Source organism: Hydrogenophaga sp. ZJX-1, assembly GCF_048590325.1.
GTDB lineage: Bacteria > Pseudomonadota > Gammaproteobacteria > Burkholderiales > Burkholderiaceae_C > Hydrogenophaga.
The window spans coordinates 447,107-470,483 of the sequence record NZ_JBMBRA010000004.1 but is presented as its reverse complement, the minus strand read 5'-3'; the positions used below and the strand labels follow the sequence as shown (position 1 = coordinate 470,483).

Below are 23,377 nucleotides of genomic sequence, written 5' to 3'. Positions count from 1 at the left end.
TTCGAAGGCGCTCTGCCCCGCAGTGCGCAGCACGGAGGGTCGTCCAGTGAGCGACATCTACCTCGTTGACGACCACGCGCTCATGCGCGACGGCCTGCGGGTGGTGCTGGAGCACGGCGGTCATCGCGTGGTGGGGGAATCCGACGACCCCACCATCGCGCTGGCCGACATCCAGCGCCTGACGCCCGGGGTGCTGCTGCTCGACCTGAACCTGGGCAAACGTTCGGGGCTGGAGCTGCTGGAACAGCTGCCGCGGCGCAAGCTCGCCACGCGCACCATCGTGCTCACCATGTCGGCCCAGCCGCACCACGTGGCGGAGGCCTTGCGCATGGGGGCGGCCGGCTATGTGCTCAAGGGCTCGCCCGCGTCGACGGTGCTGGCCGCCGTGGGCACCGTGGTGCGCGAGGGCCGTTACCTCGGTCCCGGCGTGGACGAACTGGCTGCCAAGGCGCTGACGCAGACGCAGCGGTCGGGTGCGCTGGGCCAGCTGTCGGCCCGCGAGCGGCAAATCATCCTGCTGGTGGTGCGCGGTCACTCCAGCAACGCCATCGCCGAGCTGCTGCACCTCTCACCCAAGACCGTGGACTCTTACCGCAGTCGCCTGATGGGCAAGCTGGAGGTGTCGGATGTGCCGGCCCTGGTGCGCCTGGCGATCCGCGAAAGCCTGATCAGTGCCGACGAGATGTGAGGACCCTGGTCGACCGGCACCGAGGTTTGCAGGGAATAAGTCACGCATCCGTCCGCGTGTAACGACTTGTATGCAGAACTCCCTACATCCGGGCAGGGATTTTCATCGCATATTCATGGCGTCCCATCACGCTTCGTGATGGTTCCCGGCGGTGATGCCGTCCGCCGCGTGGATGCCCATCGTTCTTTTTCCGTACCGTGACCACCTTGTTGCCTGTCGCCGAGTTGTCCCAGTTGTCGTTCATGCGCACGCGGGGGGTGCTGCGCACGACGCAGGACCAGTCGCTGGACGACATCGTTCGCGTGGCTGCGCACGCGCTGCGCAGCCCGGTGGCGCTGGTCAGCCTGGTGGATGAGGATCGCCAGTGGTTCAAGGCCTGCCATGGGATCGAACACGGCGGGTCCGATGTCGGGTTGCAGGCATACACCCACGCCGTGCCCGACCACGACGTGCTGGTTTTGCCAGATGCCCGGCTCGATCCGCGCTTTGCATCCGATGCCAGCGTCACCGGGGCCCTGGGGCTGGTGTTTTTTGCGGGTGCGCCGATCCGGCACGGCGGTCGCAAGGTCGGGGTCCTGTGCGTCATGGACCGCCAGCCGCGCACGATGGACGCCGAAGAACGGGTGCTGATGCTCGACATCGCGCAGGCCATCGAACACTGGCTCATCAGCCAGAGCCAGCAGGAGCAACTGCTGCAGCGCGAAGCGGCGTTCCGGCAACTGGCCGAACACCTGCCCGGCATCGTCTACCGCGATGTGCTCGACGGTGCCCCTTCGACACCTTATGTGAGCCCGCGCATCCGCGACCTGGGCTACACCCCCGAGCAGTGGCTGGAGCAGCCCGAAACCTGGTTGCGTGCCCTGCACCCCGATGACCGCGAACGCGTGCTCGACGAACAGGCGGAAGGCCTGGAGGCGGGCGAGCCTTTTGCGCTGCGTTACCGGCTGCGCCATGCGTCCGGCGGGTGGCGGCACATCGAGGACGTGGTCCGCGTCGAGATGCCGGCCAACGGCCCGGGCATGATCGTCAACGGCGTGATGTTTGACGTCACCGAACGGCAGGTGGCCAGGCAGGCGCGCCACCAGGTTTTCAGACAATTGCCTTTCGGCGTCCTGATCGTCGATGCAGAGGAGCGCATTCTCGATGCCAATCCGCAGGCCGAGCGGCTGCTCGGGCGCAGCGTGGCCGAGCTGAGCAACCGGTCCATCAAGCGCCTGTTTGTCGGCGCGCCCGCAGGGTCCTCCCCCGACGGCGATTCGTTTCAACGGGTCAACGGCGCGCAGGGCACCGAGCGGGACTACTGGCACCCCGATGGCGAGATGCGCTGTTTTGAAGAGGTGATCACAGCGCTGGACGACGGGAACCAGATGCGGGTCTTGCGCGACATCAGCCGCCGCCGCGAGGACGACGGCTGGTTGCGCAAGCTGTCGATGGCCGCGGAGCAGGCTTCGGAGTCCATCGTCATCACCGATCTGGCCGCCAACATCGAATACGTCAACGAGGCCGCGACCCGCTCTTCGGGCTACTCGCGCGAAGAGCTGCTGGGCCGCAACTCGCGGCTGCTGCAGTCGGGCATGACACCGCGCACCCGCTACCGCAAACTCTGGGCCCGCCTGCAGGCCGGCCAGCCCTGGCGCGGTTTTCTCAGCAACCGGCGCAAGGACGGCAGCCACTACATCGAATACGCGGTGATCTCACCGGTGCGCGGTCCCGACGGGCGCATCACCAACTACCTCGCGGTGAAAGAGGACATCACCGAGAAGCGGCGCATGTCCGAGGATCTGGAGCGCTACCGCAACCACCTCGACGAACTGGTGGAACAGCGCACCGGCGAGCTGGAACGCGCGCGCCGCTCCGCCGAGATGGCGAGCGCGGCCAAGAGCGCTTTCCTGGCCACCATGAGCCACGAGATCCGCACGCCCATGAACGGCGTGATCGGGCTGGCCGACGTGTTGCGTGAAACCGGCCTCACGCCGCACCAGAGGGACCTCACCGACACCCTGCGCGAGTCCGCCTTCGTGTTGCTGACCCTGATCGACGACATCCTGGATTTCTCCAAGATCGAAGCCGGTCGCCTGGAGCTGGAGTGTGTGCCGGTGGTGCTGCGCAGCCTGGTGGAGAAAGCCAGCGATGTGCTCCGCCCGATGGCATCGGCGCGCGATGTGCGGCTGCACGCCTTCGTCGACCCGGCGCTGCCCCCGCAGGTGCTGGGCGACGCTGCCCGCATCCGCCAGATCGTTCTCAACCTGGTGGGCAACGCGATCAAGTTTTCAGCCGACCTCGGCCGCCCCGGCCGCGTCTCCCTGCGCGCGCTGCCGGCCCCCGGCGGGGGTGTTCGTCTGGTGGTTTCGGACAACGGCATCGGCATGTCCGAGGAGGTGCAGCGGCGCATTTTCCAACCGTTTGTGCAGGGCGAAGCCGCCACCACACGCACCTACGGCGGCACCGGTCTGGGGCTCGTCATCTGCCAGCGGCTGGTGGATGCCATGGGCGGCTCGATCGGTGTGCAAAGCGAGCCCGGGGCGGGCGCGGTCTTCTGCGTCGACCTGCCCCTGACCGGGATGCCCGGCGCGCACCGGCGCACCGAACTGGACGGCCTGCACTGTCATCTCTGGCTCGATGACCCCGAGCGTGCCAGCGACTGGGCCACCTACATGGTGGCCGCGGGCGGCACGGCCACGGTCCACGACACGCTGCCCGGTCCCGCGGTGAACGCCAGCGAGAACGTGGTGTGGATCCTGGACCGCGGGCTGATGGCGCCGGGTGCCGGGACCGACGGTGCCCTGGTCACCCTCCTGCCCCGCGTGGAGGTGTGCCGCGGCATGCAGTCCGAGCTGCGCAAACCCGGGCCCGGGCGCGTGGAGCTCGATGGCGAAGGGCTGCGCTGCATGCAGCTGTTGCGCGCGGTGCTGCTGGCCACGGGGCGCGAGTTGCCCGAACCGCTGTCCGAGCCAGAGCAAGCCGCCTTCGTGCCCAGCCACGATGCCGTAGACCGTGTTCTCGCGGTGGCACAGGGCCGCGTCATCCTGGTCGCGGAAGACAACCTGATCAACCGCAAGGTGATCGCTCATCAGCTCGACCTGATGGGCCTGGCTTCGGAGCAGGTGGGCGATGGCGAAGAGGCGCTGGCGCGTTGGCGCGCCGACCCGGCGCGCTACGGCCTGCTGCTCACAGACCTGCACATGCCCCTGCTCAACGGGTTTGATCTCACCGCAGCGATCCGTCGCGAGGAAGCCCCGGGCCGGCGCCTGCCGGTGATCGCCCTTACCGCGAACCAGATGGGCGGCGAAGACGGACGGTATCTGGCCGCGGGCATGGACGGCTACCTGAGCAAGCCCGTCCCCCTGACACTGCTGCAGGACACGCTGCGCTACTGGCTGGCACAGACCTTGGCGCCCAGTGCCGCACCGCCGCCGCCCGCTTCGACGCCCAACGGGTTTGCCGCGCTGCCACCCGGCACCGACAGACCGGCGTTTGATGACCAGGCGCTGGAGCGCCTGGTCGGACCGGAAGCCGATGTGCAGCTGGAACTGCGCCAGCGCTACCTCGGCAGTCTGGACGCCGCCATGGTCGAAATCGCCCACGCCGTCGCAGCGGAAGACTGGCGCGCCGTGGGCATGACCGCGCACCGCCTGAAGTCATCGTCGCGTGCGGTGGGGGCGCTGGGCGTGGGCCAGCAGTTCGAGGGCATGGAGAGCGCGGGGCGCGACAACGACGGGACATCCGTTCACCGCCTGATGCCCGGGCTGGGCGAAGCGGTGGATGCGGTGCACCGGCATTTCCGGCATCTTCAAACCGGCGGTGGCGATCCGGTTGGGCGGGTGATCTGCGTGGACGACGATGCTGTGCAGCTCGGCGGCTTGCAACAGCAACTGCAGGCGCTGGGCCTGCACGGGAGCGAGGGCTTCGCCGAAGGTGGCAGCTTGCTGGAGCGCCTGGGGCTTGTCGATACCGCGCCGGTGTTGCTGCTGATCGATCTCAACATGCCCCACATGGACGGCGTTGAACTGATCGGCCACCTGGCGCGCATCCACTTTGCCGGCGCCCTGGCCCTGGTGGTGGGGCCTGATCCGCGGGGGATCGACACGGCCGAACGGCTGGCACGCGCGCACGGCCTGAACATGCTGGGCCATCTGAGAAAACCGGTCCATCGCGAAGCCCTGAGCGCCTTGCTGCGGCGCTGGCCCCTGTTCAAGGCCGGCTAGGGCCTCTCGCCGTATGGCGCAGGCGAGGAGGGCCCGTCAGGCTTCGACCTTCACGCCTTTCCAGAACGCCACGCGGCCGCGGATGTGTTCCGCTTCGGGTTTCGGGTCCGGGTAGTACCAGGCGGCGTCGGCGTTGAGTTCGCCATTGACCAGCAGCGAGTAATAACTCGCCTGGCCCTTCCAGGGACAACTGGTGCGGTGGTTGCTGAAGGTGACGTAGGCGCGGTTGAGGGCGCTTTCGGGGAAGTAGTGGTTGCCTTCCTCGATCACCGTGTCGTCGCTTTCGGCCACGACGACGCCGTTCCAGGTGGCTTTCATGCGAGAGCCCTGGTCACTTGTTCTTCTCTTTGCCGCGCGGCAACACGGCCGTGACGGGTGGCGTCGGGCGGTCCGAAGTGGACGGGCCTTTGGGCGCCGATGTGTCCTTCTTCGGTTTTTTCGACAGCTTTTCGTTGCGTTGTTCTTTGCCCATGGGGATCTCCGTTGGTGACCGCTGTGCGCGGCGGGTAGACGCCAATGTTAAGCGACCGGCACCCCTGCTGGCGGACCGGGCGGCCGCATCAGGGGGCCGACACCCCGAGCAGTTCTGCCAGCGCCGGCGTGGCCATCGCGCCGGCCTTGGTCACCACCTGACCGTTGCGCGCGTTCTTGGCCACGATGAAGGGCACCGAGTCGGCGCCGAGGCTGTCGAGCAACTGCGTGTTGGACTTGATCGCTGCTTCCACGTCGGCGGGCACATTCGCCGAAGCCGACATGCCGCCCTGTCCGGCGAGCAGCGATGCTTCGTGGGCGCTCATGGCCTGCACGGGGTCGCTGGATTGCATGAGTGCGGCGCCTTGCGGCAGGCTCTTGGGGCCGATGATGGCGACCGGCACCCAGATGAATTTCACCTTGGTGTTGAGCGGCTGGCTGGCTTTCCAGAGCTGGCTGCAATGCGGGCACTGCGGGTCAAAGAGCACGTAGACCGGGTTGGCGCCCATCAGCGCGCCGACGGTGAAACCCTTGGCGCTGGCGGCGACCGCGTCGTAGGCCTGGGCCGGCGCCACGGTGGCCACGGCCGGCGCAGCGGCCTCTTCTTTGGAGCATGCCGCGAGCAGCAGCGTGGACGAGGCCAGAACGGCGAGGGAGAGGTGTCTGAAGATCATGGTTTTGGCGAGGTGTGGCCTGGCGAGGCCGCCATCATCGCAGACATTGGGCACCGGGTGCGCAGCCCCCGATGCCCAGGCACCCCGGGGGGTGTCAGTGGTTCAGGATGATGTTGGCGATCAGGCCGGTCGTGATCGCGATCAGCACGTAGTCGGAGCCCACCTGCACCCACTGGTGACCCCGCGGGGGCGGAGCCAGGCGGTGTCCACGGTGGTCCACCACGTAGTACTGGCGATGGCGGTACTCATAGGGGATGTAGTGACCGCGGCGGAACTCGGGGCTGCGCGCGTTGTAGTAGCGGTGGTGCCGGAAGTCCCGGTCGTTGCGTGCATCGCGGCGGTCGTTGCGGCGCTCGAAGCGGTCATTGCGACGGTCGTTGCGGCGATCGAAGCGGTCATCCCGGCGGTCATCCCGGCGCTCAGCACGGTCATCGCGGCGGTCGTCGCGCCGCTCGACGTGCTGGACCGGTTGCACGACCACGCGCACATCGGTGTGCCTGTCGGTGCGCCGGTCGTTCGACTGGGCAAAGGCCGACAGCGAGCCGAGGCCGAGCGTGGCGGCCACAAGGGCACTGATGAGGGTTCTGGATTTCATGGATAACTCCGATGGGTTGGGGTGAGCGAATCCTGACAGCCGCTTGTGTCGCCCGGGTAAAGGCGCGACGCTCAACGTGCAAAGCCGGGTAGCCAGTTGTTCGTCTGGCTAGGGCGCCAGCTGGGCCGCTTCGCGGGCACGCATCTTGGCCGCGATGTATTCGCCGTGTGTCACGTGCAGCAGACCGGCCACCTTGCTGATGACGTGGTTTTCGTGTGCGTCCAGGTGGTCATCGGCGTACGCGACCTGCCACATCGCCTCGACCACCTGCACCTTCTGCTCCTGCGTGAAGCGCTCGTTGAGCTGGCTGGTGAAGCGCTGGTAGTCGTAGGCGGTGTGGGCGGTTTCGTGGGCGACCTCCAGCAGGCGCTCCAGCTCGTCCTCGCTGAGCGAGAACTTGCCGCGCAACGCGAGCAGCACCGCGTCACGCTCCGCGTCGGTGATGGCCGGATCGGCCCGCATCACCTCGACCAACAGCACCGCCGTGGCCAGCTGCAGGGCGTGCGCCTCTTCGGCGGGCGACTGGCCGGCCGGTGGGGCGTTGAAGGCATCGAACAGGTCTTTCAGGGTTCTGAGCATGGTGGCTGAATGCGATGGGTTGGGAACCGGTGGAGCTTCCCGGCCGCGCTTTGGTTCCGCGCCGCCGGGTGAGCAGGTCAGGCTTTGGCCCGCAGGCCCTGCACCAGCGCACCGAGGGCGATGCCGGCCAGCGCCCACAGCAGGCTCCAGTTGCCGGTACCCAGGCCCGCGATGGCCGGACCGGGGCACACGCCGCACAGGCCCCAACCGACGCCAAACAGCGCCGAGCCGACCAGCGTGTCGCGGTTCCAGTGCGCCACATGCTGGTGGAAATAGCCGCCCAGCAGGGGCTGCCCCAGCAGGCGGGGCAACAGCAGGTAGGTCAGCAGCGTCACCGCCACCGCGCCGCCCATCACCAGCATCAGCCCGAAGTCCTGGAAGCGCAGGAAGCTCAGCACCACCTCGGGCCGCACCATGGTGGAGAGCGCCAGGCCAAAGCCGAACAGCGCGCCACCCGCGAGCACGGCGAGGAACTGGCCCAGCGTCATTTTGGGCGCTGAACTCATGCCATCCACCCCGCGACGAGGTTGGCCGTGATGAAGGCCGTGGCCATGAAGGTCAGCACCGCCAGCAGCGAAGGCCATTGCAGCGAGCCGAGGCCGCAGATGCCGTGGCCCGAGGTGCAGCCGTTGCCCAGCCGCGCACCATAGCCCACCAGAAACCCGCCCACCAGCAGCGCCCACACCGGGACTTCGGTGGTGAGCGGCGTGCCGTCGGAAAAACCCAGCCACCACACCAGCGCACCGAGCACCAGCCCGGCCGCGTAGACCAGACGCCAGCCGCGTGAGCCGGTGTAGCGCGCCTGCTGGAAGTAGGGTTGGCGCAGCAGGTAAGACCAGGTGGAAGAAAACACCGAGCTCATGCCTCCCACCAGACCGGTGAACACGAACAGCAGCGCCACGCCAGCGCCAATGAAAAGACCGCCCAGCAGGTAGTGCTGCCAGCCCAGGGGGAAGAGGGAAAGTGTGGCATCCATGGGCCGATTATCCGTGGCGCCTTGCGAAGCGTCGGCCGCAGGCGGCAAGACCCCGGTGGCGTTGCGTGCGGTCCCTTTCAGACCATCCCGGTGCACGTCGCGGGGTGCCGGCCGAGGCTCAGCGCTTCTGCGCCGCCTGGCGCAGTTGCTCGGGCGCGCCGGACCAGGCCTCGAAAAAGCCCTCGCTCTGGCGCACCCGCAGCCAGGTGTCCCAGCGGGTGCGGGACAGCGCCGGGTCGGTGACCGCCAGCGAGTCCTGCTCCACCTCCACGCCCAGGCTGCCGCCGCGTTTCTTGTCGGTTGCGGCCTGCACCTGCCGCACGAGGGCCTGCACGCGCCGCAGCTCGGCCTGCGTGGCCGGGGGCATGCTGCAGAGCAGCCAGCGCCGCCCGGCCGTCGGTGCCTTCAGACCCGGCGTGGCGCTCGACGCCACGGCCAGCTGCAGCGGGCGTGCGCGTCGAGACGCTGGAGAAAATCTGCGAGTACCTGCAGTGCCAACCCGGCGGGCTGCTGGTCTACCAGCCCGACGGTGATACGCCATGAGGACACCAACGCGCGCTGAGACCGCCCGGCTTCGATAATCAGGTGTTTCGCCCGGCGCACCCGGGCAGCCCTTCACCGTCCACCTGCATGCACACCCTGGAACAACTGCGCAGCGGCGCGCTCGCCGGCACGCGCCGACTCGACCTGAGCTGCGGCCTGACCGAACTGCCGCCCGAGGTGTTCGACCTGGCCGACACGCTGGAGGTGCTCAACCTCACCGGCAACCGCCTGTGCGAACTGCCGCCCGACCTGGGCCGGCTGCACCGGCTGAAGATCGTTTTCTGCTCCAGCAACCATTTCACCCACCTGCCCGAATCGCTGGGCGACTGCCCGGCGCTGGAGATGGTGGGTTTCAAGGCCAACCGCATCCAGCAGGTGCCAGCCGCTGCACTGCCGACCAAGCTGCGCTGGCTCATCCTGACCGACAACGCCATCGAACAGCTGCCCGCCGAACTGGGCCAGCGCCCGGCGCTGCAGAAGCTCATGCTCGCGGGCAACCGCCTCGACGCACTGCCACCGGGGCTGGCGAATGCGCAGCGCCTGGAGCTGCTGCGCCTGTCGGCCAACCGCTTCACCGCGCTGCCCGGCTGGCTCACCCAACTGCCGCGCCTGGCCTGGCTGGCCTTGGCGGGCAATCCGCTGGGCTGGCACCGCGCGGCGCCCGCGCCGCTGCCCCGCATCGCCTGGAGCCGGCTGCGCGTGGCCGAGCGGCTGGGCGAGGGCGCTTCGGGCCACATCCATCGCGTGCACCTGGACGGCGGTGACAGCGAAGCGCTGGCGCTCAAGCTGTTCAAAGGTGCGGTCACCAGCGACGGCCTGCCCGAACACGAACTCGCCGCCTGCCAGGCCGCCGGGCAACACCCGGCGCTGTGCACGCCCAGCGCCGAACTGGGCGAGCATCCCGAAGGCGCGCGCGGCATGTTGCTGCCGCTGCTGCCGCCCGCGCTGGTGAACCTCGCTGGCCCGCCCAGCTTCGACAGCTGCACGCGCGACGTGTACGAGCCAGGCTTCACCCTGTCCACCAGCGCCGCGCTGCGAGTGGCCCGGACCATGGCCGGCGCGCTGGCCCACCTGCACCAGCGCGGCGTGATGCACGGCGATTTCTACGCCCACAACATCCTCTGGGACCCGGCCAGCGGCGAGGCCATGCTCAGCGACCTGGGCGGCGCCACGTTGCTGCCCGACGACCAGCCCGCGCTGCGCCACGCCCTGCTGGCGCTGGACGTGCGCGCCTTTGGCTGCCTGCTGGAGGAACTCGTGGCCCACGCGCAAGGCGCCGGTGCCACGGCATCGCCGGCGCTGGACCGTCTGGCCGGTCTCGCCACCGCCTGCCTGCACACCGACCCGGCCGCGCGACCCGGGATGGCCGGCATCGCCAGCGAACTCGACACCCTGGCCCGTTGAACAAGCCCGTCGAGTTGGCGTTCAGCCGGTTCAGGCGTCGCCGGCCATCGCGTGGTGTTTCCGCCAGCTGGCGGGCGTCATCCGGTGTTCGCGCTTGAAGGCGCGGTGGAACGCCGGCTCGGACTCGTAGCCCGCTTCGCCAGCGATGCGGGCGATGGGTTCGGTGGTTTCCACCAGGCGGCGCGCCGCGTGCTGCAGGCGCCACTTGCCCAGGTAACGCATGGGCGGATCGCCCACCAGACCGGTGAAGCGTTCGGCAAAGGCCGAGCGCGACAAGCCCACCTCGCGCGCCAGGTCTTCGGTGGTCCAGGCGCGTTCGCGCTGGCCGTGCAGGAGGGCCAGCGCGCGGCCCACCCGGGGATCGCGCAGCCCGGCGATCCAGCCACTGCCGCTGGCGGCGGGATCGTCCTGCAGGTACTGGCGCACCGCCTCGATGAACAGCAGCTCGGCGAGTTTGCCGAGCACGGCCGGCGGCAGCTTTTCGTCCGGCGTTGGCCGGCGTGAAGCGAAGCGCAGCGAACTCTCGACCCAGTCGCTCGCGGCCGCGTCCTCCATGCGCGACTTGAGCACGCGGGGCAGGGCGCTGATCAGCGGGTCGTCCGGCTGGTTGTGCGACAGGAAGCCGCAGAAGAAGCGCGTGTCCGCGGTGGCGGCCGTGCCATAGACCAGGCGCCCGGGGTGGCTGGCGTCACCGGGTTCAAACAAGTCGTTCACGTCGATCGGCGCCATGTCCAGATCGCTGCCGAGCAGGTGGTGGTCGTTGCGCGGCAGGATCACGATCTCGCCGCGGCGCGCGGTGACCGGAGCGGCCCCGTCCACCCGCACCGAGAGCTCGCCCTCGCACACGAAGTGGTAGGCAATGATGTGCCGCGGCAGCGGCAGGTAACCCGCGCATTCTTCGGGCGTGACGCGGGACACCACGCACCATGGCGAGGTGAACGCCGCTTCCAGAAACACGCCACCGGTCAGGCGCATGGCGCGCAGGATCTCGGTCAGAGGGTCGGCGGGGCGCTGTTCCAGCATGGCGGCGTTTCGGCGACAAATGCCGGCGCCCTGGATATTGTCCGCACGCCGACAGGCTCCTAGAGTACCCCCACCGGCCCCGCAGACGCAACACCCACCCGCTGCTCCCGGCCGGCAGCGAGCGAGAACCATCCAAGGAGCAACCCCATGATCACCGACATCCAGGGCCACGCACTGAGCGGCGCCACCACCGAAGCCTTGCCCTTCTACGAACAGGCCGTCACGGCCTTCCAGCTCTACCGCGGCGACCCCATGGCCAGCCTGGCGCAGGCCACCGCCGCAGCGCCGCGGTTTGCCATGGCGCACATCCTGCAGGCCCACATGCTGGCGCTGGCCACCGAGCCCGGTGCCGTCGCCATGGCGCAGGACGTGGTGCAGGCCATCCGGCAACTGCCCCTGAACGAGCGCGAGGCTTCGCACGTGGCGGTGATCGAGCGCGTGCTGCAGGGCGAATGGACCCAGGCCGCGCTGGCCATGGACCTGCACCACATGCAGCACCCCTACGACATCGTGGCGCTGCAGGCCGGGCACCTGATCGACTTCTACCGCGCCAGTGCGCGCAACCTGCGCGACCGCATCGCGCGCGTGCTGCCGCACTGGGCGCCCGACATGCCGGGCCATTCCATCGTGCTGGGCATGTACGCGTTTGGCCTCGAAGAGAGCGGCGACTACGCGCACGCCGAAGCGGTGGGGCGTGAGGCGCTCGACGCGCAGCCGCTGGACTGCTGGGCGCACCACGCGGTGGCGCACGTGATGGAAATGCAGGGCCGCGCGCAGGACGGCATCGGCTGGATGACCGCGCGCCAGCCCTACTGGTCGGGCGACGACAACTTCTTCAAGGTGCACAACGCCTGGCACGGCGCGCTCTGCCACCTGGAACTGGGCCAGACGGACGCCGTGCTCGCGCTCTACGACGGCACCGTGCGCCAGACGCCCAGCGCCGTGGTGCTGGACCTGGTGGACGCCTCGGCCCTGCTGTGGCGCCTGCAGCTCGCGGGGGTGGACGTGGGCGGGCGCTGGACCGAGCTGGCGCAGACCTGGGACGCGCACGCCGATGGCCGCCTCTACCCGTTCAACGACTGGCATGCGGTGATGGCCTACCTCGGCGCCGACCGGGTGCACGACGTGCAGCGCCTGCGCGACGCCATGCGCAGCGCCGACGGCGCCAGCGAGGTCTCGCGCTGGGCAGCCGACACCGGGCACGATCTGATCGAAGGTTTTGTCGCCCACTGGCGCGGCGAGCACGACCTTGCGGTGCAACACCTCTACCGCGCGCGGCACATCGCCAACCGCTTCGGCGGCAGCCACGCGCAGCGCGACATCATCGACTGGACGCTGACCGAGTCCGCCCTGCGCGCGGGCCAGCCCGGCATGGCCGAAGCCCTGGCCCACGAACGCCTGGCGCTGCGGCCGCACAGCCCCGTCAACCGCGGGTTCCTGCGGCGCGCTCAGGCGACTGGAACGACTCCTCGGGCCACCAGGCGGGTCGCGGAGGCGCAATGACCGGGGTCAGGCGTCGAGGCGGATCTGGCCTTCGGCCACGTAGCGCTTGAAATCGGCCAGGGGCATCGCCGCCACGCCGTGGGTCTCTTCATCGACCCAGCTCAGCGTGACGTCGTTCAGCCCCTGGGTCACCTCCACCGGTCCGGGGCGGATGGCGATGTTCGGGCCGTCGCCTTCGCGGTACTCGACCTTGCCAACAATGCGTGCGGTTTGTGCCATCTGCGATGCCCTCTGGATGTGATGGGGGCGGCTTCGCCGAAGGGCGAAACCTGGATCGGCGCGTTGCCGGAAACACCTGGCCATTCTTGATCCGTCCGGTTGTTCTGTGCTGCGCACCACGAACAAGACCGGACCTTCGTCACCAGTATCGGTGGCGAGCCCCGGATTTCCCATGCCGTGCGTGTACTTTTATGTAAGTCCCGTTGTTCAAAACGAACCACGCGTAACGACCTTTTTTCGGAGCGAACCACGCCCCCATGGCCGGTTCCAAGCGGAACCCAGCCGGCTTTTCCGGCGGGTTTCACCATTCCCCTGCCACGAGCAGCAACGCTGAAGGAAACTGTCATGACTGCTTCCAGACTTCTCACCTCATCGGTGACCGCCCTGGCCATTGTGGGCGCCGTGGGCTGGGTCTACGCCCAGACCGCACCCGCGCCGGCCGCCGAGGCGCAGACACCCATGACGGCGCCTGCGGACACCACCGCCGCCACACCCGCACCGGACGCCGCGGCTCCCGCCGCCGAGATGAGCGAACCGGTGATGCGACCCGACCGCAACTGACCCGAAGGATGGGCGCGCCAGGTTGATCCGTTCCGGTCTGGCGTGACCCACCGTTCCACCATGGGCAGTTCTGCGCAGACCCCATTGCCCGGACCGCCGGACGCGGTCCGTCCGAGCCTGATCGAGGACATCCAGCGCGGTGTGCTGGCCGGCGTCGCCATCCTGGCGCTGGGGATGCCGCCGGCGCACCGGGTCCCGCTGCAGGCCGCTCCGGTCAGCGTGAGCCTGCAGCCCGACTTTGGCACCAGCGAGCCCTCGACCGAGACCCGCCAGGTGGTCCACTGGGTGGCTGGGACCCGCGACCACCGTGGCCAGCCGTTCGTCGTCATCGACAAGAAGGCGGCCCGGCTCTATGTGTTTGACGCCGCTGCGCGCTTGCTCGATGCCACGCCGGTCTTGCTGGGCTCGGCGCCGGGCGACGACTCCGTGCCGGGCATCGGCTCGCGGCCCATCGCCGAGGTCAGGCCCGAGGAGCGCACCACGCCCGCGGGCCGCTTCGTGGGCATGTCAGGCCGCAACCACACCGGCGAAGACGTGGTGTGGGTCGATCACGGTGCGGCCGTGTCGATGCACCGGGTTCGCACCACCCAACCCACCGAGCGCCGGCTGGAGCGGCTCGCGTCGCCCGCCGTCGCCGACAAGCGCATCTCGTATGGCTGCATCAACGTGCCGGCCGATTTCTACGACGCGCACATCCGTCCGGTGTTTTCCGGCCGGCATGCCGTGATTTATGTGCTGCCGGAACACAAATCCCTGCAGCAGGTGTTCGGGTTCCAGGCGCCGCCAGTCACACATGCCATGCCTTCCTGAACCGCCGCTGCGAGATCGGCACCTGCCGTGCACTGTGCGCTGGTGCACAGACGGACCACCGCGCGGGCGTTACCTTGTTCCGGTGATGCGGTGGCTCGCCACCGCACGCTTTCATCCCTGTTCCAAAGGAGACCGTATGTCCCTCTTGTCCCATTCCATGACCCGCGGTCTGCTGGCCACCGCCGCCCTGATCATGCTGTCGCCCGCCGCGTTGGCCCAGCCCGAAAAATCCCGATCGTCGATTGATGCGACCTACCAGAGGGACCGCGCCGCCTGTCTCGACAGCGCGTCGATGCACGAACGCACGGCCTGCCTGCGCGAGGCCGGTGCGGTGCGCGCCGAAGCCCTGAAGGGCCGTCGGTCGACCGGAACCTCACCCGAAGAACTGGCCCGCAACGCCCTCCAGCGCTGCCAGAAGCTGCCGCCCGACGACAAGATGCTCTGTGAGCGCAGGGCGCGGGGCGAAGGCAATGAAACGGGTTCCGTGGCCGCCGGCGGTGTGTTGCGTGAACTGGTGACCGTGGTTCCGGCGCCGGCGCCCATGCAGGCCCCGATGCAAGCCCCCATGCAAGCGCCAATGCAAGCGCCAATGCAGGCCCCCATGCCAGCGCCGATGCCCGCACCCAGATAACCGGATCGCGGCGCGCCAGCGCCCTTCATCGGCGGCTGGCGATGCCCGTTGGCCGCCGGTCCAACGGGTGGGGCCAGTGCCAGCGCACCGCCAGCGTGATCAGGGCGGCGACCAAGGGCACCCAGCCTTGCTGTGACGCCATGGTCCACAAAGTGGCCGCGCTGACGACGCACCAGGCGACCGCCACCCCCTGCAAGGCCCCCAGGAGCCTGCGCGCGAAACGTCCGCTCGCGTCCGCGCACAGCAGCAGACCCAGGCTGCCGATCGCCGTCGGGTCGGGCGCAAAACCAAACACCTCGGCCTGAACCAGCGACCGGCCCGCGACCATTGCGTGCAGCGGGTACAGCAGCAGCGCCCAGACCAGCAAGCCGAGGCCGATCTCGCAGCGCAGGGGGTGAACCGTGGTGCGCAGACCGCCGGCGCCCGCCAGCGCGAGCAGACCGAGCGCCTGCACGGCGAAGACGCCGGCCGACACCATGGCCGCCGGGTTGATGGGCGCATAGCGCTGCAGGTGAAAACTCCAGGCCACCAGCGCCCAGCACAGCGCTAGCGCCGCAGTGCCTGCCCGCAGTGCGGTGTCGTTGCGTCGCAGCAGGCCGAGGCCCACGGCCAGGAAGATCAGCGTGGTCAACACCGGCATGGGCCAGAGCGCCTGGTTCTGCAGCTCGAACAGGCGCCAATAGGTGCGCGGCGCGAACATCAGCAGATCGGCCGGTTGGTAGGTCCACCATTCGCTCATGGCTGTCTCGGCTGGGTTGCGCCTTGCATCGCGGGCTTGCTCACAGCGCGGCCACGTCGCGCGCCATGCGCGCGCGCAGGGTGGGGTCGGGCAGGCGTCCGCGCGCCGCGCCCATGTTCTGCCGCAGATGGGCCACCTGGCTGGTGGCGGGAATGGCGCAAGTGACGGCGGGGTGCGACACCACAAATTTCAGCGCCACCTGCGCCCAGCCGTCGCAACCGATCTCGCGTGCCCAGCCCGGCAGCGGATGGCCACGCAACTGGTCCAGCAAAACCCCTTGGCGGAACGGCCGGTTCACGATCACGGCGATGCGGCGTTCCTGTGCCAGCGGCAACAGGCGCTGCTCGACCTCTCGATCCAGCAGGTTGTAGGTGAGCTGCACGAAGTCGATCGCTTGCGTGCGCAGGATGCGCTCCAGTTCGGCGTGGCGCCGGCCTTCGGAGGTGCTGATGCCGACGTAGCGCAGCTGCCCCGCGGCCTTCATCGCCTGCAGCTTCGGCAGGTGTTCCTCCCAGGCCAGCAGGTTGTGCACCTGCATCAGGTCGAAGCGCGGCACGCCCCAGTGCGCCCGCGAAGCCGCCATCTGCCCGACCCCGCGTGCCGAGTCACCCATCCACACCTTTTCGGCCGAGAACAGCGTGGCCGGGTGGCCCAGTTTCGCCAGCGCATGGCCGATCACGGGCTGCGAAGAACCGTACATGGGCGAGCTGTCGATCAGGCGGCCGCCCTCGGAAAAGAACGCGCGCACCACCTCGGCACACGCATCGCGGGCCACCGGGTCGTTGCCCACGTTGAAGGTGATCCAGCTGCCCAGCCCCACCACCGGCAGCGCTTCGCCGCTGGCGGGAATGGGGCGGGTCAGGAGGCTTTGCGCGGGCTGCGCCGTGGCGCGTGGGGCCCAGGCGGGCAGGCCAGCGGCGAGCGCCGAAGCGGCCAGCCAGCGGCGGCGCTCCGGTGCGAACGGGGCTGGCGAAAGTCGGTGCGGTCGGTGCATGCGGAGCCTGCTTCAAAAGACGGCCTGCTTGGGAGTGGCCCCTGCGGCCCGAAGTTCCGGTCGGGCTTCGGCCCGCCGGGTGGACGCACCGGGGTCAGTGAAACCCGAACACCAGCAGCAGGTTGTTCGCCGGCATGGCGAGCCGCTGGCGCAGGCGCAGGCCGCAGCGCGTGGCTTCTTCTTCCACCGCTTCGCGCTGGCGCAGGCCCCAGACCGGGTTCTGGGTGCGCAGGCTGGCGTCAAAGTTCCGATTGCCCGGCGAGGTGGACACACCGTCTTCCAGGAACGGGCCGTAGATCAGCAGCAGGCCACTGTCGGCTGCGAGATGGCGGCGTGCGCCCTGCATGAGTGCCTTGCAGGCGGTCCAGGGCGAGATGTGCAGCATGTTGGCGCAGAAGATGGCGTCAAAAGGCCGCGCGAAAGCACTGGCCAGGGTCTCTTCGTCGCTCGGCCACTGCGGCTCCATGACGTCGAGCAGACAGGGCGGGCGCACGTTGCTGGCCCCGGCCTGCCGCACCCAGGCCGCGATGGTGGGCAGGGCGGTGCTGTTCGCTTCGGTGGGTTGCCACTCCCAGCCGGGAAGGCCGGCGCCCAGCCAGGCGGCGTGTTGCCCGGTGCCCGAGGCGATTTCGAGTGCCCGGCCCCGGGCCGGCAGCAGCTCGCGCAAGGCTTCCAGAATCGGTTGCTTGTTGCGGTCGGCGGCGGGACTGAACGGCAGGGTGGCCATGGGGGTCGCTGGGGGGCAGGGCAATCTGGCAATTTATCACCAGGCACTGGCATTCAGCCAGTACCGCAGGGGGGCGTTCGGGAATCTCTGATCGGCGGTCAGCCCGGGTCGCTGGTGGTTCGGGGCGCGGTCAGGGTCAGCAGGATGTCGGCGTACCACGCGCAGTTCAGGCCCAGCGATTCGTCGAGCACGCGGTCGCGGTTGCCCATGTCCATGCGCGACGAATGCACGCCCAGCAATTTCCAGGGCAGCGCGGCCGTCTCGGGGGTGGGCGCGGTGTCGCGCATCACCACCGCCGCGCCGCTGGTGCCGCGGTGGGTGCGCGCGTCGGTCAGGAAGAAGCCCTGCCCCTGGAAGCGGATGCCATAGGGCGACGCGATCGCCGCCTGGCGCACCACCGGCAGGTGGTGCACGGCGTCGTGAAAGCCGAGCGGAAAACCGACCACCAGCAGCGAGGCGTCAACCGGGACGCTGGCAAACGAGGTCTGCAGGTGCGCCGGGGTGAAGGCGCGGATGATCGCGCCGGCCGGCAGCTGGCTGCGGTCCAGCTCCAGCACGGCGACGTCGATCTCGCTGCCGCCGTCCCGGCCCTGGCGCCACACCGCCGCGCCCTGGTTGTAGAGCAGCATCGAAAACCCGGTCGAGCGGGTGAGGTTGCTGGCGTCCAGGTGCACCTCGATCTCCAGCCGGTCGGGCAGGTGGCTGGTGGCTTCGTCGATCACCACATGGCGGCTGGTGACGAGGTAGAGGCGCTCGTCGCGCTGGAAGAAGAAACCGCTGGCGTTGGTGAGCGCGTAGCTGCGCAGGAAGGTGGACACGCGCGGCGCGGCCAGGAACAGCGGGTCCACCGTGGCGGTGGCGTTGCGGGGGGGTGGTGGCGAGGTCGGGTTCATGGCGGGTTCGGTATTCCTGAAGCGGCGGTTCAGACCACGGCGCCAAACAGGGCGCCGACACCGGCCGTGATGGCCATGGCCAGTGCCCCCCAGAAGCCCACGCGCCAGGCGCCCAGGCCCATGCGGGCACCGCCGGCGCGTGCGGCCAGGGCGCCGAGCAGGGCAAGGAACAGCAGCGAGGTGGCGGCCACCCAGCCGATCAGACCCGGCCCGGGCACCAGCGCCGTCACCGCCAGCGGCAGCGCCGCACCCGCTGCGAAGCTGGCGGCCGAGGCCAGCGCGGCCTGCACCGGCCGCGCACTCAGGGTGTCCGAAATGCCCAGTTCGTCGCGCGCATGGGCGCCCAGTGCGTCGTGTGCCATGAGCTGGGTGGCCACTTGCCGGGACAGTTCGGCGTCCAGCCCGCGCCCGGCGTAGATGGCGCTGAGTTCCCGGTGTTCGGCGGCCGGGTCGGCATCGAGCTCGGCCTGCTCGCGGGCCAGGTCGGCCCCCTCGGTGTCGGCCTGCGAATGCACCGACACGTACTCGCCCGCGGCCATCGACATGGCGCCAGCGACCAGCCCGGCCACCCCGGTCAGCAGGATGCTGCTGTGGTCGGCGCTCGCCGCCGCCACCCCCAGCACCAGGCTGGCGGTGGAGACGATGCCGTCGTTGGCGCCGAGCACGGCGGCGCGCAGCCAGCCGATGCGGTCGGTTCGGTGGCGTTCGGCGTGTCGCCAGCGGGAGGGCATGGGCAGTCCTTTGCGGTTTTTCGTCGGGCCCCAGTGTAGGGGGCCAACCCGGTGCGATCTGTCCGCTGTCGAACATACCGGGGGATGGTGCAGGGTACCTGACCGCGGGTGTTTGTGGCCAGACCGGGCTCCTGGCGGGTCGCCGGCCGGCGATTCAGCGCCAGGTGCCCGGTGCCAGGTCGTCGAGGCTGTGGGGCCCGATGGCGGCGCGGATCAGGCGCAGCGTGGGAAAGCCCACCGCCGCCGTCATGCGGCGCACCTGCCGGTTGCGGCCTTCGCGGATCACCAGTTCGATCCAGGCCGTGGGCACCGCCTTGCGCACCCGTATCGGCGGATTGCGTTCCCACAGCCCGGGCGGCTCCGGCATGGCGCGGGCGCGCGCCGGCAGGGTGGGGCCGTCGTTGAGCGTCACGCCTTGGCGCAGGGCGGCCAGCGCGGCTTCGTCGGGCACACCTTCCACCTGCACCCAGTAGGTCTTTTCCATCTTGTGGCGCGGGTCGGCGATGCGCGCCTGTTCCTGGCCGTCGTCGGTGAGCAGCAGCAGGCCTTCGCTGTCGGCGTCCAGCCGGCCGGCCACGTACACGCCAGGCCGGTCGATGAAGTCTTTGAGCCCGCGCCAGCGCCCCTCGGGCGTGAACTGGCTGAGCACCCCGTAGGGCTTGTTGAAGCGGATCAGCATGGTCGGGCGCGGTCCATCATTCGGCGAGCAGCAGCGCCGGGTCCACCATGGCCCGGTTGAGCATCACGCCCCAGTGCAGGTGCGGCCCGGTGACGCGGCCGGTGGCGCCCACGGCGCCCAGGCGCTGGCCCGCGTCCAGCACATCGCCGGTCGTCACGTCGATCGCGCTCAGGTGGCACACCATGCTCAACAGCCCGCCGCCGTGGTCGAGCCAGACGGTCTGTCCGTTGAAGAAGTAGTCGCCGGTGTCGATCACCCGGCCCGCCAGCGGCGCCACCACCGGGGTGCCGGTGGGTGCGGCGATGTCCATGCCACTGTGCGGATTGCGCGACTGGCCATTGAACACACGCCGCAGCCCGAAGGAACTGGAGCGCCGCCCTGGCGTGGGCACCTGCATGCGCAGGCTCGCCGGCAACGGTTCGCTGAACGTGGCCACCACCGTCTGCTGGTGGTCGCGCTCGCGCTCGAAACGCGCCAGGTCTTCGGGTGAGAGGTCCACCGTCTTCGGTTCGACCTTCAGGCGTTGCTCGGCGTAGCGCTTGGGCGCCACCGTGTAGGCCTGTTCACGCGGCGCCTGGCCGTCGATCTGCACCACGATGCGCGCTTCGCCCGGCGTGGCCGACAGCGGAATGCCGACCAGTGCGGACCATTCGATCGGGTCGCCCAGCACCAGCAGCGGGACCTCGCCCGCCCAGGCCCGGGGACGCTCCTGCGATGGCCCCAGCGAAAGGCGAACGATGCCGCCCGGCACCGGCGCCACCTGGGGCAGGAGCGCCGCTGTCGCCGCTTCCCCGGCCCCTGAGGCCAGGCGCCAGTTCCCCAGCAACAGAAGTGCCAGTGCGCCCCCGGCCCGCACCACGGAGCGGCGGGAGCGGGTCGACAGAGCAGGTGGCACAAAGGGGTTCTGAAGCATGGGAGGCGGGTGCGCTGGTTGAATGAAGGGGCAGGGCGTGGCTGGCACGCCGAGCATGCCACCGATCGGGCCGGTGGTGCACCGCGGGTGGTCCTCGGCATGTGCGGGTCCGTGGTCGGCTAGCATGGCCGCATGACCGTTCATACCGAGAGCCTGCGGCTCGCCTCCTTTTTCCCCGATGTTTTCCATGTCGAGGCCCCCGATGCGCCTGTGGGGCACGAACTCTGGCCGCGCATGCCCGGGGTGTTCATCCGCAAGGCGGCCGCTGCCGTGGCCGAACCCGTGGAACCTGTGGAACCTGTGGAACCGGCGGAAACGCAGGAACCACAGCCACCGCCCCCGCTGGTGCGCGAGCTCGTGATCGGCCAGTTCGGCCTGGTGCCGCGCTGGGTGAAGTCGGCGTCCGACGCCAAGCTGCGTTCGCCCAAGCTGGTCAATGCGCGCTCGGAAACCGTGACCACGTCCAACAACCTGCGTGAAGCCTGGCTCGCCGGGCAGCGCTGCATCGTGCCGATGATGGCGTTTTTTGAAGACGACTTTCGCAGCGGCAAGGCCGTGCCCACGCGCATCAGCCGTGTCGACGGCCAGCCCATGGGCGTGGCGGGTCTGTGGGAGAGCTGGACCGGCGCCGGTGGCGAAACCATCGTCAGCTACACCCTGCTCACCGTCAACGCCAACAGCCACGCCCTGATGCACCGCTACCAGCAGCCCGGCAGCGAAAAACGCATGCCCGCGGTCTTGAACGAAGGGGGTTACGACGCCTGGCTCAACGCCGCCCACCCCGAGAAGGCGCGCGAGTTCCTGCGCGCCTACCCGGCCAACTGGCTGACGGCGAACCCGGTCGAGAAAAAATAGCGTTCCGCGCGCCTCAGCGCAGCGGTTGCGGCGCGGTCACGATCTCGTGCTCGGTGGTCGCACCGGGTCCGTGAGGGCGGGACCAGTTGGCGATTTGCGCCAGCGCCAGGCGCTCGGCCTCGTTGAGGATGTCCATCGGCTTGGCGTGTGCGGGCGCGTGCGTGACCACCCCGATGCCCAGGCGCGGCTGGAACGTGTGGTGCACCTGCTTTTCATCCACCACCGACAGCGACTCACCGACCATGAACCGCAGATGGGCCAGCGTTTCGTTCAGCGGTGCGGCGTGTTTGTCGGTGAACATCACCACCACAAAACAGCGCGGGTGGTATTGACCCACCACACAGCGAAAACCGGCGGCACGGCGCACGCGCGCCGCCAGCGTCACCAGGATCTGGTGTTCCACCCCCGGCCCGGCCGAATCGGTCAGCTCGTAGAGGTTGCTCACGTTCACACAGATCACCGAGCACTCGCCCTGCTGGCGGGCGGTGCGCCAGAACACGTGTTCCACCTCGGCGAGCAGGGCCGAACCGGTGTAGAGCCCGGTGACCGGGTCGGCGCCCTGTTGCACGCGTGAAAGGCGGGCCAGTTTGCGGTTTTGCCGGTTGCGCAAAATGCCCAGCATCGTGGCCGCGAGAAAATACACCATGGTGATCACGGCCGTGAACAACCAGAAGCCCGAACCCAGGCCCGGTGCGTCCAGGCCGCGCAGGTACAGGCCGCTCACCATGGCCGCCAGGCACACGATCGCCAGCAACATCCAGCGCGCCAGCGGGTCGCCCCGGCGGGTGGCGCGGATAACCGCGACCATCGCCAGCAACACCGGCACCATGTTGACCACCGCCGCCGCCAGCAGCACCGGGCGGAACTGGCCGCTGGACACCTGGCTGGCCAGCAGCGCCAGCACCACCGCGGCCAGGAACACGGCAGCGCCTCCCCAGGCGGTCAGGCGGTGCACCAGCAGGTCTTCGCGCTCCCCGCCCAGCCAGTTGCCCAGGTAATACAGGGCCACCCCGCCCGCCAGCGGCCCCAGGCTGGCCTTGAGCACCATCAGCGGGCGCCCGGGCAGGAACGGAAACAAGGCCTCGGGCAAACCCGTCATGACCACGCAGCTCGCGCCGGTGAGCACCACGAACAGCAGGTTGCGCATCGAGCCCCGGCTGCGGCTGCCCAGCGCGTCGCCCAGCGCCAGCGCCGCCAGCGTCAACAGACCCCCGAGCATGGCCGACCAGATGGCGATTTCAGAAACAGGCATGCGGCCGATTATGGCGGCGCCGCCCGTGGAGCTCGGGGGGGATGTGCCCCCCCGTTTCGTCACGTTATTCACGTTGGGCGGGATCGCCTTCCCCCGCCCGGGGTCTGTGCGTGCCCGTTCAGGCGGCCTTGGTCATTTTGCCGGCCAGTTGCTCAGACAGCCAGCCAAAACCCGCACCCACGGCGATCGACAGGATGGTGGGCAGGATCGCGGCCGTGGGCGACATGTCCTTGCCCAGCAGGATCAGGCCGGCCACGCTGGCGAAGCCGTACACGCTGGACGGGATGGTCGACAGAAACGGCAGGTGCGCCGCCAGCACGATCACCGCCGCGCCCAGGCCCACTGCCACGGGCGCCGCGAGGCCACCCAGCGCGCCCAGCGACCCGATCAGCATCACCGAGGCCATGCCCACCAGCGCACCAAACGACATGCAGACCACGGTCTTCACCAGGCCATCGGATTTGCCGCCGTTGTGAAAGAAGCTGGCCCAGGCCACGAAGGCTTGCCACACCTGCATCTGAAAAGCGGCCAGTGGCCCAAAAAACAGCCAGGTGGCGGCGACGGCCAGCAGGCCGATGGAAATGGCCAGTGCAAATAACAAAGTCATTGATGTCTCCTCGTTGGTGGAATAAAAAAACGCCCGTCCCCAAAAAGGACAGGCGTGGCCAACGAGTCAATTTCCATGCCATCGCGCACGGCTTCGCCAAGGTTT

The 23,377-nt window shown here is 69.2% G+C and carries 28 protein-coding genes; 9 read left to right on the top strand and 19 right to left on the bottom strand.

Features of this window, described 5'->3' with window-relative positions; translation table 11 throughout:
* Positions 1-46 precede the first annotated feature (46 nt).
* Positions 47-688 carry a response regulator gene (locus ACN5W5_RS14120; RefSeq protein WP_420049122.1) on the top strand — a complete coding sequence of 214 codons (642 nt, stop codon included), beginning with the start codon at positions 47-49 and terminating at the stop codon, positions 686-688.
* A 206-nt stretch (positions 689-894) separates the two neighbouring features.
* Positions 895-4,893, top strand: coding sequence for a PAS domain S-box protein (locus ACN5W5_RS14115; RefSeq protein WP_420049121.1), 3,999 nt, complete (start codon positions 895-897; stop codon positions 4,891-4,893).
* Between the two features lie 36 nt (positions 4,894-4,929).
* On the opposite strand, the gene ACN5W5_RS14110 is transcribed toward ACN5W5_RS14115, so the two are convergent.
* The 8 genes from ACN5W5_RS14110 to ACN5W5_RS14075 form a co-directional block, all read right to left on the bottom strand.
* Entirely contained in the window at positions 4,930-5,211 is a 282-nt protein-coding gene (locus ACN5W5_RS14110; protein ID WP_177135668.1) for a DUF427 domain-containing protein, read from the bottom strand.
* A 13-nt stretch (positions 5,212-5,224) separates the two neighbouring features.
* Positions 5,225-5,365, bottom strand: a complete 141-nt coding sequence (locus tag ACN5W5_RS14105; RefSeq protein WP_177135669.1) for a hypothetical protein — start codon at positions 5,363-5,365, stop codon at positions 5,225-5,227.
* A gap of 88 nt (positions 5,366-5,453) precedes the next feature.
* Positions 5,454-6,038: a thioredoxin fold domain-containing protein gene (locus tag ACN5W5_RS14100; protein ID WP_420049120.1), complete on the bottom strand. Its 585-nt coding sequence runs from the start codon at positions 6,036-6,038 to the stop codon at positions 5,454-5,456.
* A gap of 94 nt (positions 6,039-6,132) precedes the next feature.
* A complete protein-coding gene (locus ACN5W5_RS14095; RefSeq protein WP_420049119.1) occupies positions 6,133-6,633 on the bottom strand; it encodes an RcnB family protein in 501 nt (166 codons plus the stop codon).
* 108 nt (positions 6,634-6,741) lie between these two features.
* The gene (locus ACN5W5_RS14090) at positions 6,742-7,212 is read right to left on the bottom strand and encodes a TerB family tellurite resistance protein (protein WP_420049118.1); all 471 of its coding nucleotides are present in this window, start codon (positions 7,210-7,212) and stop codon (positions 6,742-6,744) included.
* Between the two features lie 77 nt (positions 7,213-7,289).
* Complete coding sequence (locus tag ACN5W5_RS14085; RefSeq protein WP_420049117.1) at positions 7,290-7,718, bottom strand: DUF6691 family protein; 429 nt, start codon at positions 7,716-7,718, stop codon at positions 7,290-7,292.
* The gene (locus tag ACN5W5_RS14080; protein WP_420049116.1) at positions 7,715-8,188 is read right to left on the bottom strand and encodes a YeeE/YedE family protein; all 474 of its coding nucleotides are present in this window, start codon (positions 8,186-8,188) and stop codon (positions 7,715-7,717) included. The genes ACN5W5_RS14085 and ACN5W5_RS14080 overlap by 4 nt, the downstream gene beginning before the upstream one ends.
* A 118-nt stretch (positions 8,189-8,306) precedes the next feature.
* Positions 8,307-8,621, bottom strand: coding sequence for a hypothetical protein (locus tag ACN5W5_RS14075; RefSeq protein WP_420049284.1), 315 nt, complete (start codon positions 8,619-8,621; stop codon positions 8,307-8,309).
* Here ACN5W5_RS14075 and ACN5W5_RS14070 point away from each other — a divergent pair.
* Complete coding sequence (locus ACN5W5_RS14070; RefSeq protein ID WP_420049115.1) at positions 8,588-8,731, top strand: helix-turn-helix domain-containing protein; 144 nt, start codon at positions 8,588-8,590, stop codon at positions 8,729-8,731. The genes ACN5W5_RS14075 and ACN5W5_RS14070 overlap by 34 nt on opposite strands.
* Before the next feature lie 87 nt (positions 8,732-8,818).
* Entirely contained in the window at positions 8,819-10,135 is a 1,317-nt protein-coding gene (locus ACN5W5_RS14065; protein WP_420049114.1) for a leucine-rich repeat-containing protein kinase family protein, read from the top strand.
* A 30-nt stretch (positions 10,136-10,165) separates the two neighbouring features.
* Here the strand turns inward: ACN5W5_RS14065 and ACN5W5_RS14060 are convergent, their stop codons facing one another.
* A complete protein-coding gene (locus ACN5W5_RS14060) occupies positions 10,166-11,158 on the bottom strand; it encodes an AraC family transcriptional regulator (RefSeq protein WP_420049113.1) in 993 nt (330 codons plus the stop codon).
* 147 nt (positions 11,159-11,305) lie between these two features.
* Between ACN5W5_RS14060 and ACN5W5_RS14055 the strand changes: the two genes are divergently transcribed.
* Positions 11,306-12,661, top strand: a complete 1,356-nt coding sequence (locus tag ACN5W5_RS14055) for a tetratricopeptide repeat protein (RefSeq protein ID WP_420049112.1) — start codon at positions 11,306-11,308, stop codon at positions 12,659-12,661.
* 6 nt (positions 12,662-12,667) lie between these two features.
* Here ACN5W5_RS14055 and ACN5W5_RS14050 read toward each other — a convergent pair whose 3' ends face one another.
* Positions 12,668-12,880, bottom strand: coding sequence for a hypothetical protein (locus ACN5W5_RS14050; protein WP_420049111.1), 213 nt, complete (start codon positions 12,878-12,880; stop codon positions 12,668-12,670).
* Positions 12,881-13,225: 345 nt separating this feature from the next.
* Between ACN5W5_RS14050 and ACN5W5_RS14045 the strand changes: the two genes are divergently transcribed.
* From ACN5W5_RS14045 to ACN5W5_RS14035, 3 genes are all read left to right on the top strand, one after another.
* The gene (locus ACN5W5_RS14045; protein WP_420049110.1) at positions 13,226-13,441 is read left to right on the top strand and encodes a hypothetical protein; all 216 of its coding nucleotides are present in this window, start codon (positions 13,226-13,228) and stop codon (positions 13,439-13,441) included.
* 42 nt (positions 13,442-13,483) lie between these two features.
* Complete coding sequence (locus ACN5W5_RS14040; protein ID WP_420049109.1) at positions 13,484-14,251, top strand: hypothetical protein; 768 nt, start codon at positions 13,484-13,486, stop codon at positions 14,249-14,251.
* A 136-nt stretch (positions 14,252-14,387) separates the two neighbouring features.
* Complete coding sequence (locus ACN5W5_RS14035; protein ID WP_420049108.1) at positions 14,388-14,882, top strand: hypothetical protein; 495 nt, start codon at positions 14,388-14,390, stop codon at positions 14,880-14,882.
* A gap of 25 nt (positions 14,883-14,907) precedes the next feature.
* On the opposite strand, the gene ACN5W5_RS14030 is transcribed toward ACN5W5_RS14035, so the two are convergent.
* The 7 genes from ACN5W5_RS14030 to ACN5W5_RS14000 form a co-directional block, all read right to left on the bottom strand.
* Positions 14,908-15,621 (bottom strand): DUF6064 family protein, encoded by a 714-nt coding sequence (locus ACN5W5_RS14030; protein WP_420049107.1) that lies wholly within the window; start codon positions 15,619-15,621, stop codon positions 14,908-14,910.
* Between the two features lie 40 nt (positions 15,622-15,661).
* On the bottom strand, positions 15,662-16,615 hold the full coding sequence (locus ACN5W5_RS14025) for an aldo/keto reductase (protein ID WP_420049106.1): 954 nt from the start codon (positions 16,613-16,615) through the stop codon (positions 15,662-15,664).
* Between the two features lie 94 nt (positions 16,616-16,709).
* A complete protein-coding gene (locus ACN5W5_RS14020) occupies positions 16,710-17,342 on the bottom strand; it encodes a DUF938 domain-containing protein (protein ID WP_420049105.1) in 633 nt (210 codons plus the stop codon).
* A 98-nt stretch (positions 17,343-17,440) separates the two neighbouring features.
* Positions 17,441-18,235 (bottom strand): S1 family peptidase, encoded by a 795-nt coding sequence (locus ACN5W5_RS14015; protein ID WP_420049104.1) that lies wholly within the window; start codon positions 18,233-18,235, stop codon positions 17,441-17,443.
* Between the two features lie 29 nt (positions 18,236-18,264).
* Positions 18,265-18,966 carry a VIT1/CCC1 transporter family protein gene (locus tag ACN5W5_RS14010; RefSeq protein WP_420049103.1) on the bottom strand — a complete coding sequence of 234 codons (702 nt, stop codon included), beginning with the start codon at positions 18,964-18,966 and terminating at the stop codon, positions 18,265-18,267.
* A gap of 154 nt (positions 18,967-19,120) precedes the next feature.
* Positions 19,121-19,645 (bottom strand): pseudouridine synthase, encoded by a 525-nt coding sequence (locus ACN5W5_RS14005; protein ID WP_420049102.1) that lies wholly within the window; start codon positions 19,643-19,645, stop codon positions 19,121-19,123.
* A 16-nt stretch (positions 19,646-19,661) separates the two neighbouring features.
* Positions 19,662-20,558, bottom strand: a complete 897-nt coding sequence (locus ACN5W5_RS14000; protein WP_420049272.1) for a peptidoglycan DD-metalloendopeptidase family protein — start codon at positions 20,556-20,558, stop codon at positions 19,662-19,664.
* A gap of 132 nt (positions 20,559-20,690) precedes the next feature.
* Here ACN5W5_RS14000 and ACN5W5_RS13995 point away from each other — a divergent pair, with 132 nt between their 5' ends.
* A complete protein-coding gene (locus tag ACN5W5_RS13995; protein WP_420049101.1) occupies positions 20,691-21,413 on the top strand; it encodes an SOS response-associated peptidase in 723 nt (240 codons plus the stop codon).
* A 13-nt stretch (positions 21,414-21,426) separates the two neighbouring features.
* Here the strand turns inward: ACN5W5_RS13995 and ACN5W5_RS13990 are convergent, their stop codons facing one another.
* Positions 21,427-22,665, bottom strand: coding sequence for a GGDEF domain-containing protein (locus ACN5W5_RS13990; protein ID WP_420049100.1), 1,239 nt, complete (start codon positions 22,663-22,665; stop codon positions 21,427-21,429).
* Positions 22,666-22,783: 118 nt separating this feature from the next.
* On the bottom strand, positions 22,784-23,272 hold the full coding sequence (locus tag ACN5W5_RS13985; protein ID WP_420049099.1) for a DUF1097 domain-containing protein: 489 nt from the start codon (positions 23,270-23,272) through the stop codon (positions 22,784-22,786).
* Positions 23,273-23,377: the final 105 nt, after the last annotated feature.

Coding starts and splice junctions, on each gene's coding strand:
- ACN5W5_RS14110 (WP_177135668.1), bottom strand. CDS start 5,211: ATGAAAGCCACCTGGAACGGCGTCGTCGTGGCCGAAAGCGACGACACG.
- ACN5W5_RS14005 (WP_420049102.1), bottom strand. CDS start 19,645: ATGCTGATCCGCTTCAACAAGCCCTACGGGGTGCTCAGCCAGTTCACG.
- ACN5W5_RS13990 (WP_420049100.1), bottom strand. CDS start 22,665: ATGCCTGTTTCTGAAATCGCCATCTGGTCGGCCATGCTCGGGGGTCTG.
- ACN5W5_RS14015 (WP_420049104.1), bottom strand. CDS start 18,235: ATGAACCCGACCTCGCCACCACCCCCCCGCAACGCCACCGCCACGGTG.
- ACN5W5_RS14065 (WP_420049114.1), top strand. CDS start 8,819: ATGCACACCCTGGAACAACTGCGCAGCGGCGCGCTCGCCGGCACGCGC.
- ACN5W5_RS14060 (WP_420049113.1), bottom strand. CDS start 11,158: ATGCTGGAACAGCGCCCCGCCGACCCTCTGACCGAGATCCTGCGCGCC.
- ACN5W5_RS14010 (WP_420049103.1), bottom strand. CDS start 18,966: ATGCCCTCCCGCTGGCGACACGCCGAACGCCACCGAACCGACCGCATC.
- ACN5W5_RS14050 (WP_420049111.1), bottom strand. CDS start 12,880: ATGGCACAAACCGCACGCATTGTTGGCAAGGTCGAGTACCGCGAAGGC.
- ACN5W5_RS14035 (WP_420049108.1), top strand. CDS start 14,388: ATGTCCCTCTTGTCCCATTCCATGACCCGCGGTCTGCTGGCCACCGCC.
- ACN5W5_RS14105 (WP_177135669.1), bottom strand. CDS start 5,365: ATGGGCAAAGAACAACGCAACGAAAAGCTGTCGAAAAAACCGAAGAAG.
- ACN5W5_RS14030 (WP_420049107.1), bottom strand. CDS start 15,621: ATGAGCGAATGGTGGACCTACCAACCGGCCGATCTGCTGATGTTCGCG.
- ACN5W5_RS14045 (WP_420049110.1), top strand. CDS start 13,226: ATGACTGCTTCCAGACTTCTCACCTCATCGGTGACCGCCCTGGCCATT.
- ACN5W5_RS13995 (WP_420049101.1), top strand. CDS start 20,691: ATGACCGTTCATACCGAGAGCCTGCGGCTCGCCTCCTTTTTCCCCGAT.
- ACN5W5_RS14000 (WP_420049272.1), bottom strand. CDS start 20,558: ATGCTTCAGAACCCCTTTGTGCCACCTGCTCTGTCGACCCGCTCCCGC.
- ACN5W5_RS14085 (WP_420049117.1), bottom strand. CDS start 7,718: ATGAGTTCAGCGCCCAAAATGACGCTGGGCCAGTTCCTCGCCGTGCTC.
- ACN5W5_RS13985 (WP_420049099.1), bottom strand. CDS start 23,272: ATGACTTTGTTATTTGCACTGGCCATTTCCATCGGCCTGCTGGCCGTC.
- ACN5W5_RS14025 (WP_420049106.1), bottom strand. CDS start 16,615: ATGCACCGACCGCACCGACTTTCGCCAGCCCCGTTCGCACCGGAGCGC.
- ACN5W5_RS14095 (WP_420049119.1), bottom strand. CDS start 6,633: ATGAAATCCAGAACCCTCATCAGTGCCCTTGTGGCCGCCACGCTCGGC.
- ACN5W5_RS14055 (WP_420049112.1), top strand. CDS start 11,306: ATGATCACCGACATCCAGGGCCACGCACTGAGCGGCGCCACCACCGAA.
- ACN5W5_RS14020 (WP_420049105.1), bottom strand. CDS start 17,342: ATGGCCACCCTGCCGTTCAGTCCCGCCGCCGACCGCAACAAGCAACCG.
- ACN5W5_RS14100 (WP_420049120.1), bottom strand. CDS start 6,038: ATGATCTTCAGACACCTCTCCCTCGCCGTTCTGGCCTCGTCCACGCTG.
- ACN5W5_RS14080 (WP_420049116.1), bottom strand. CDS start 8,188: ATGGATGCCACACTTTCCCTCTTCCCCCTGGGCTGGCAGCACTACCTG.
- ACN5W5_RS14090 (WP_420049118.1), bottom strand. CDS start 7,212: ATGCTCAGAACCCTGAAAGACCTGTTCGATGCCTTCAACGCCCCACCG.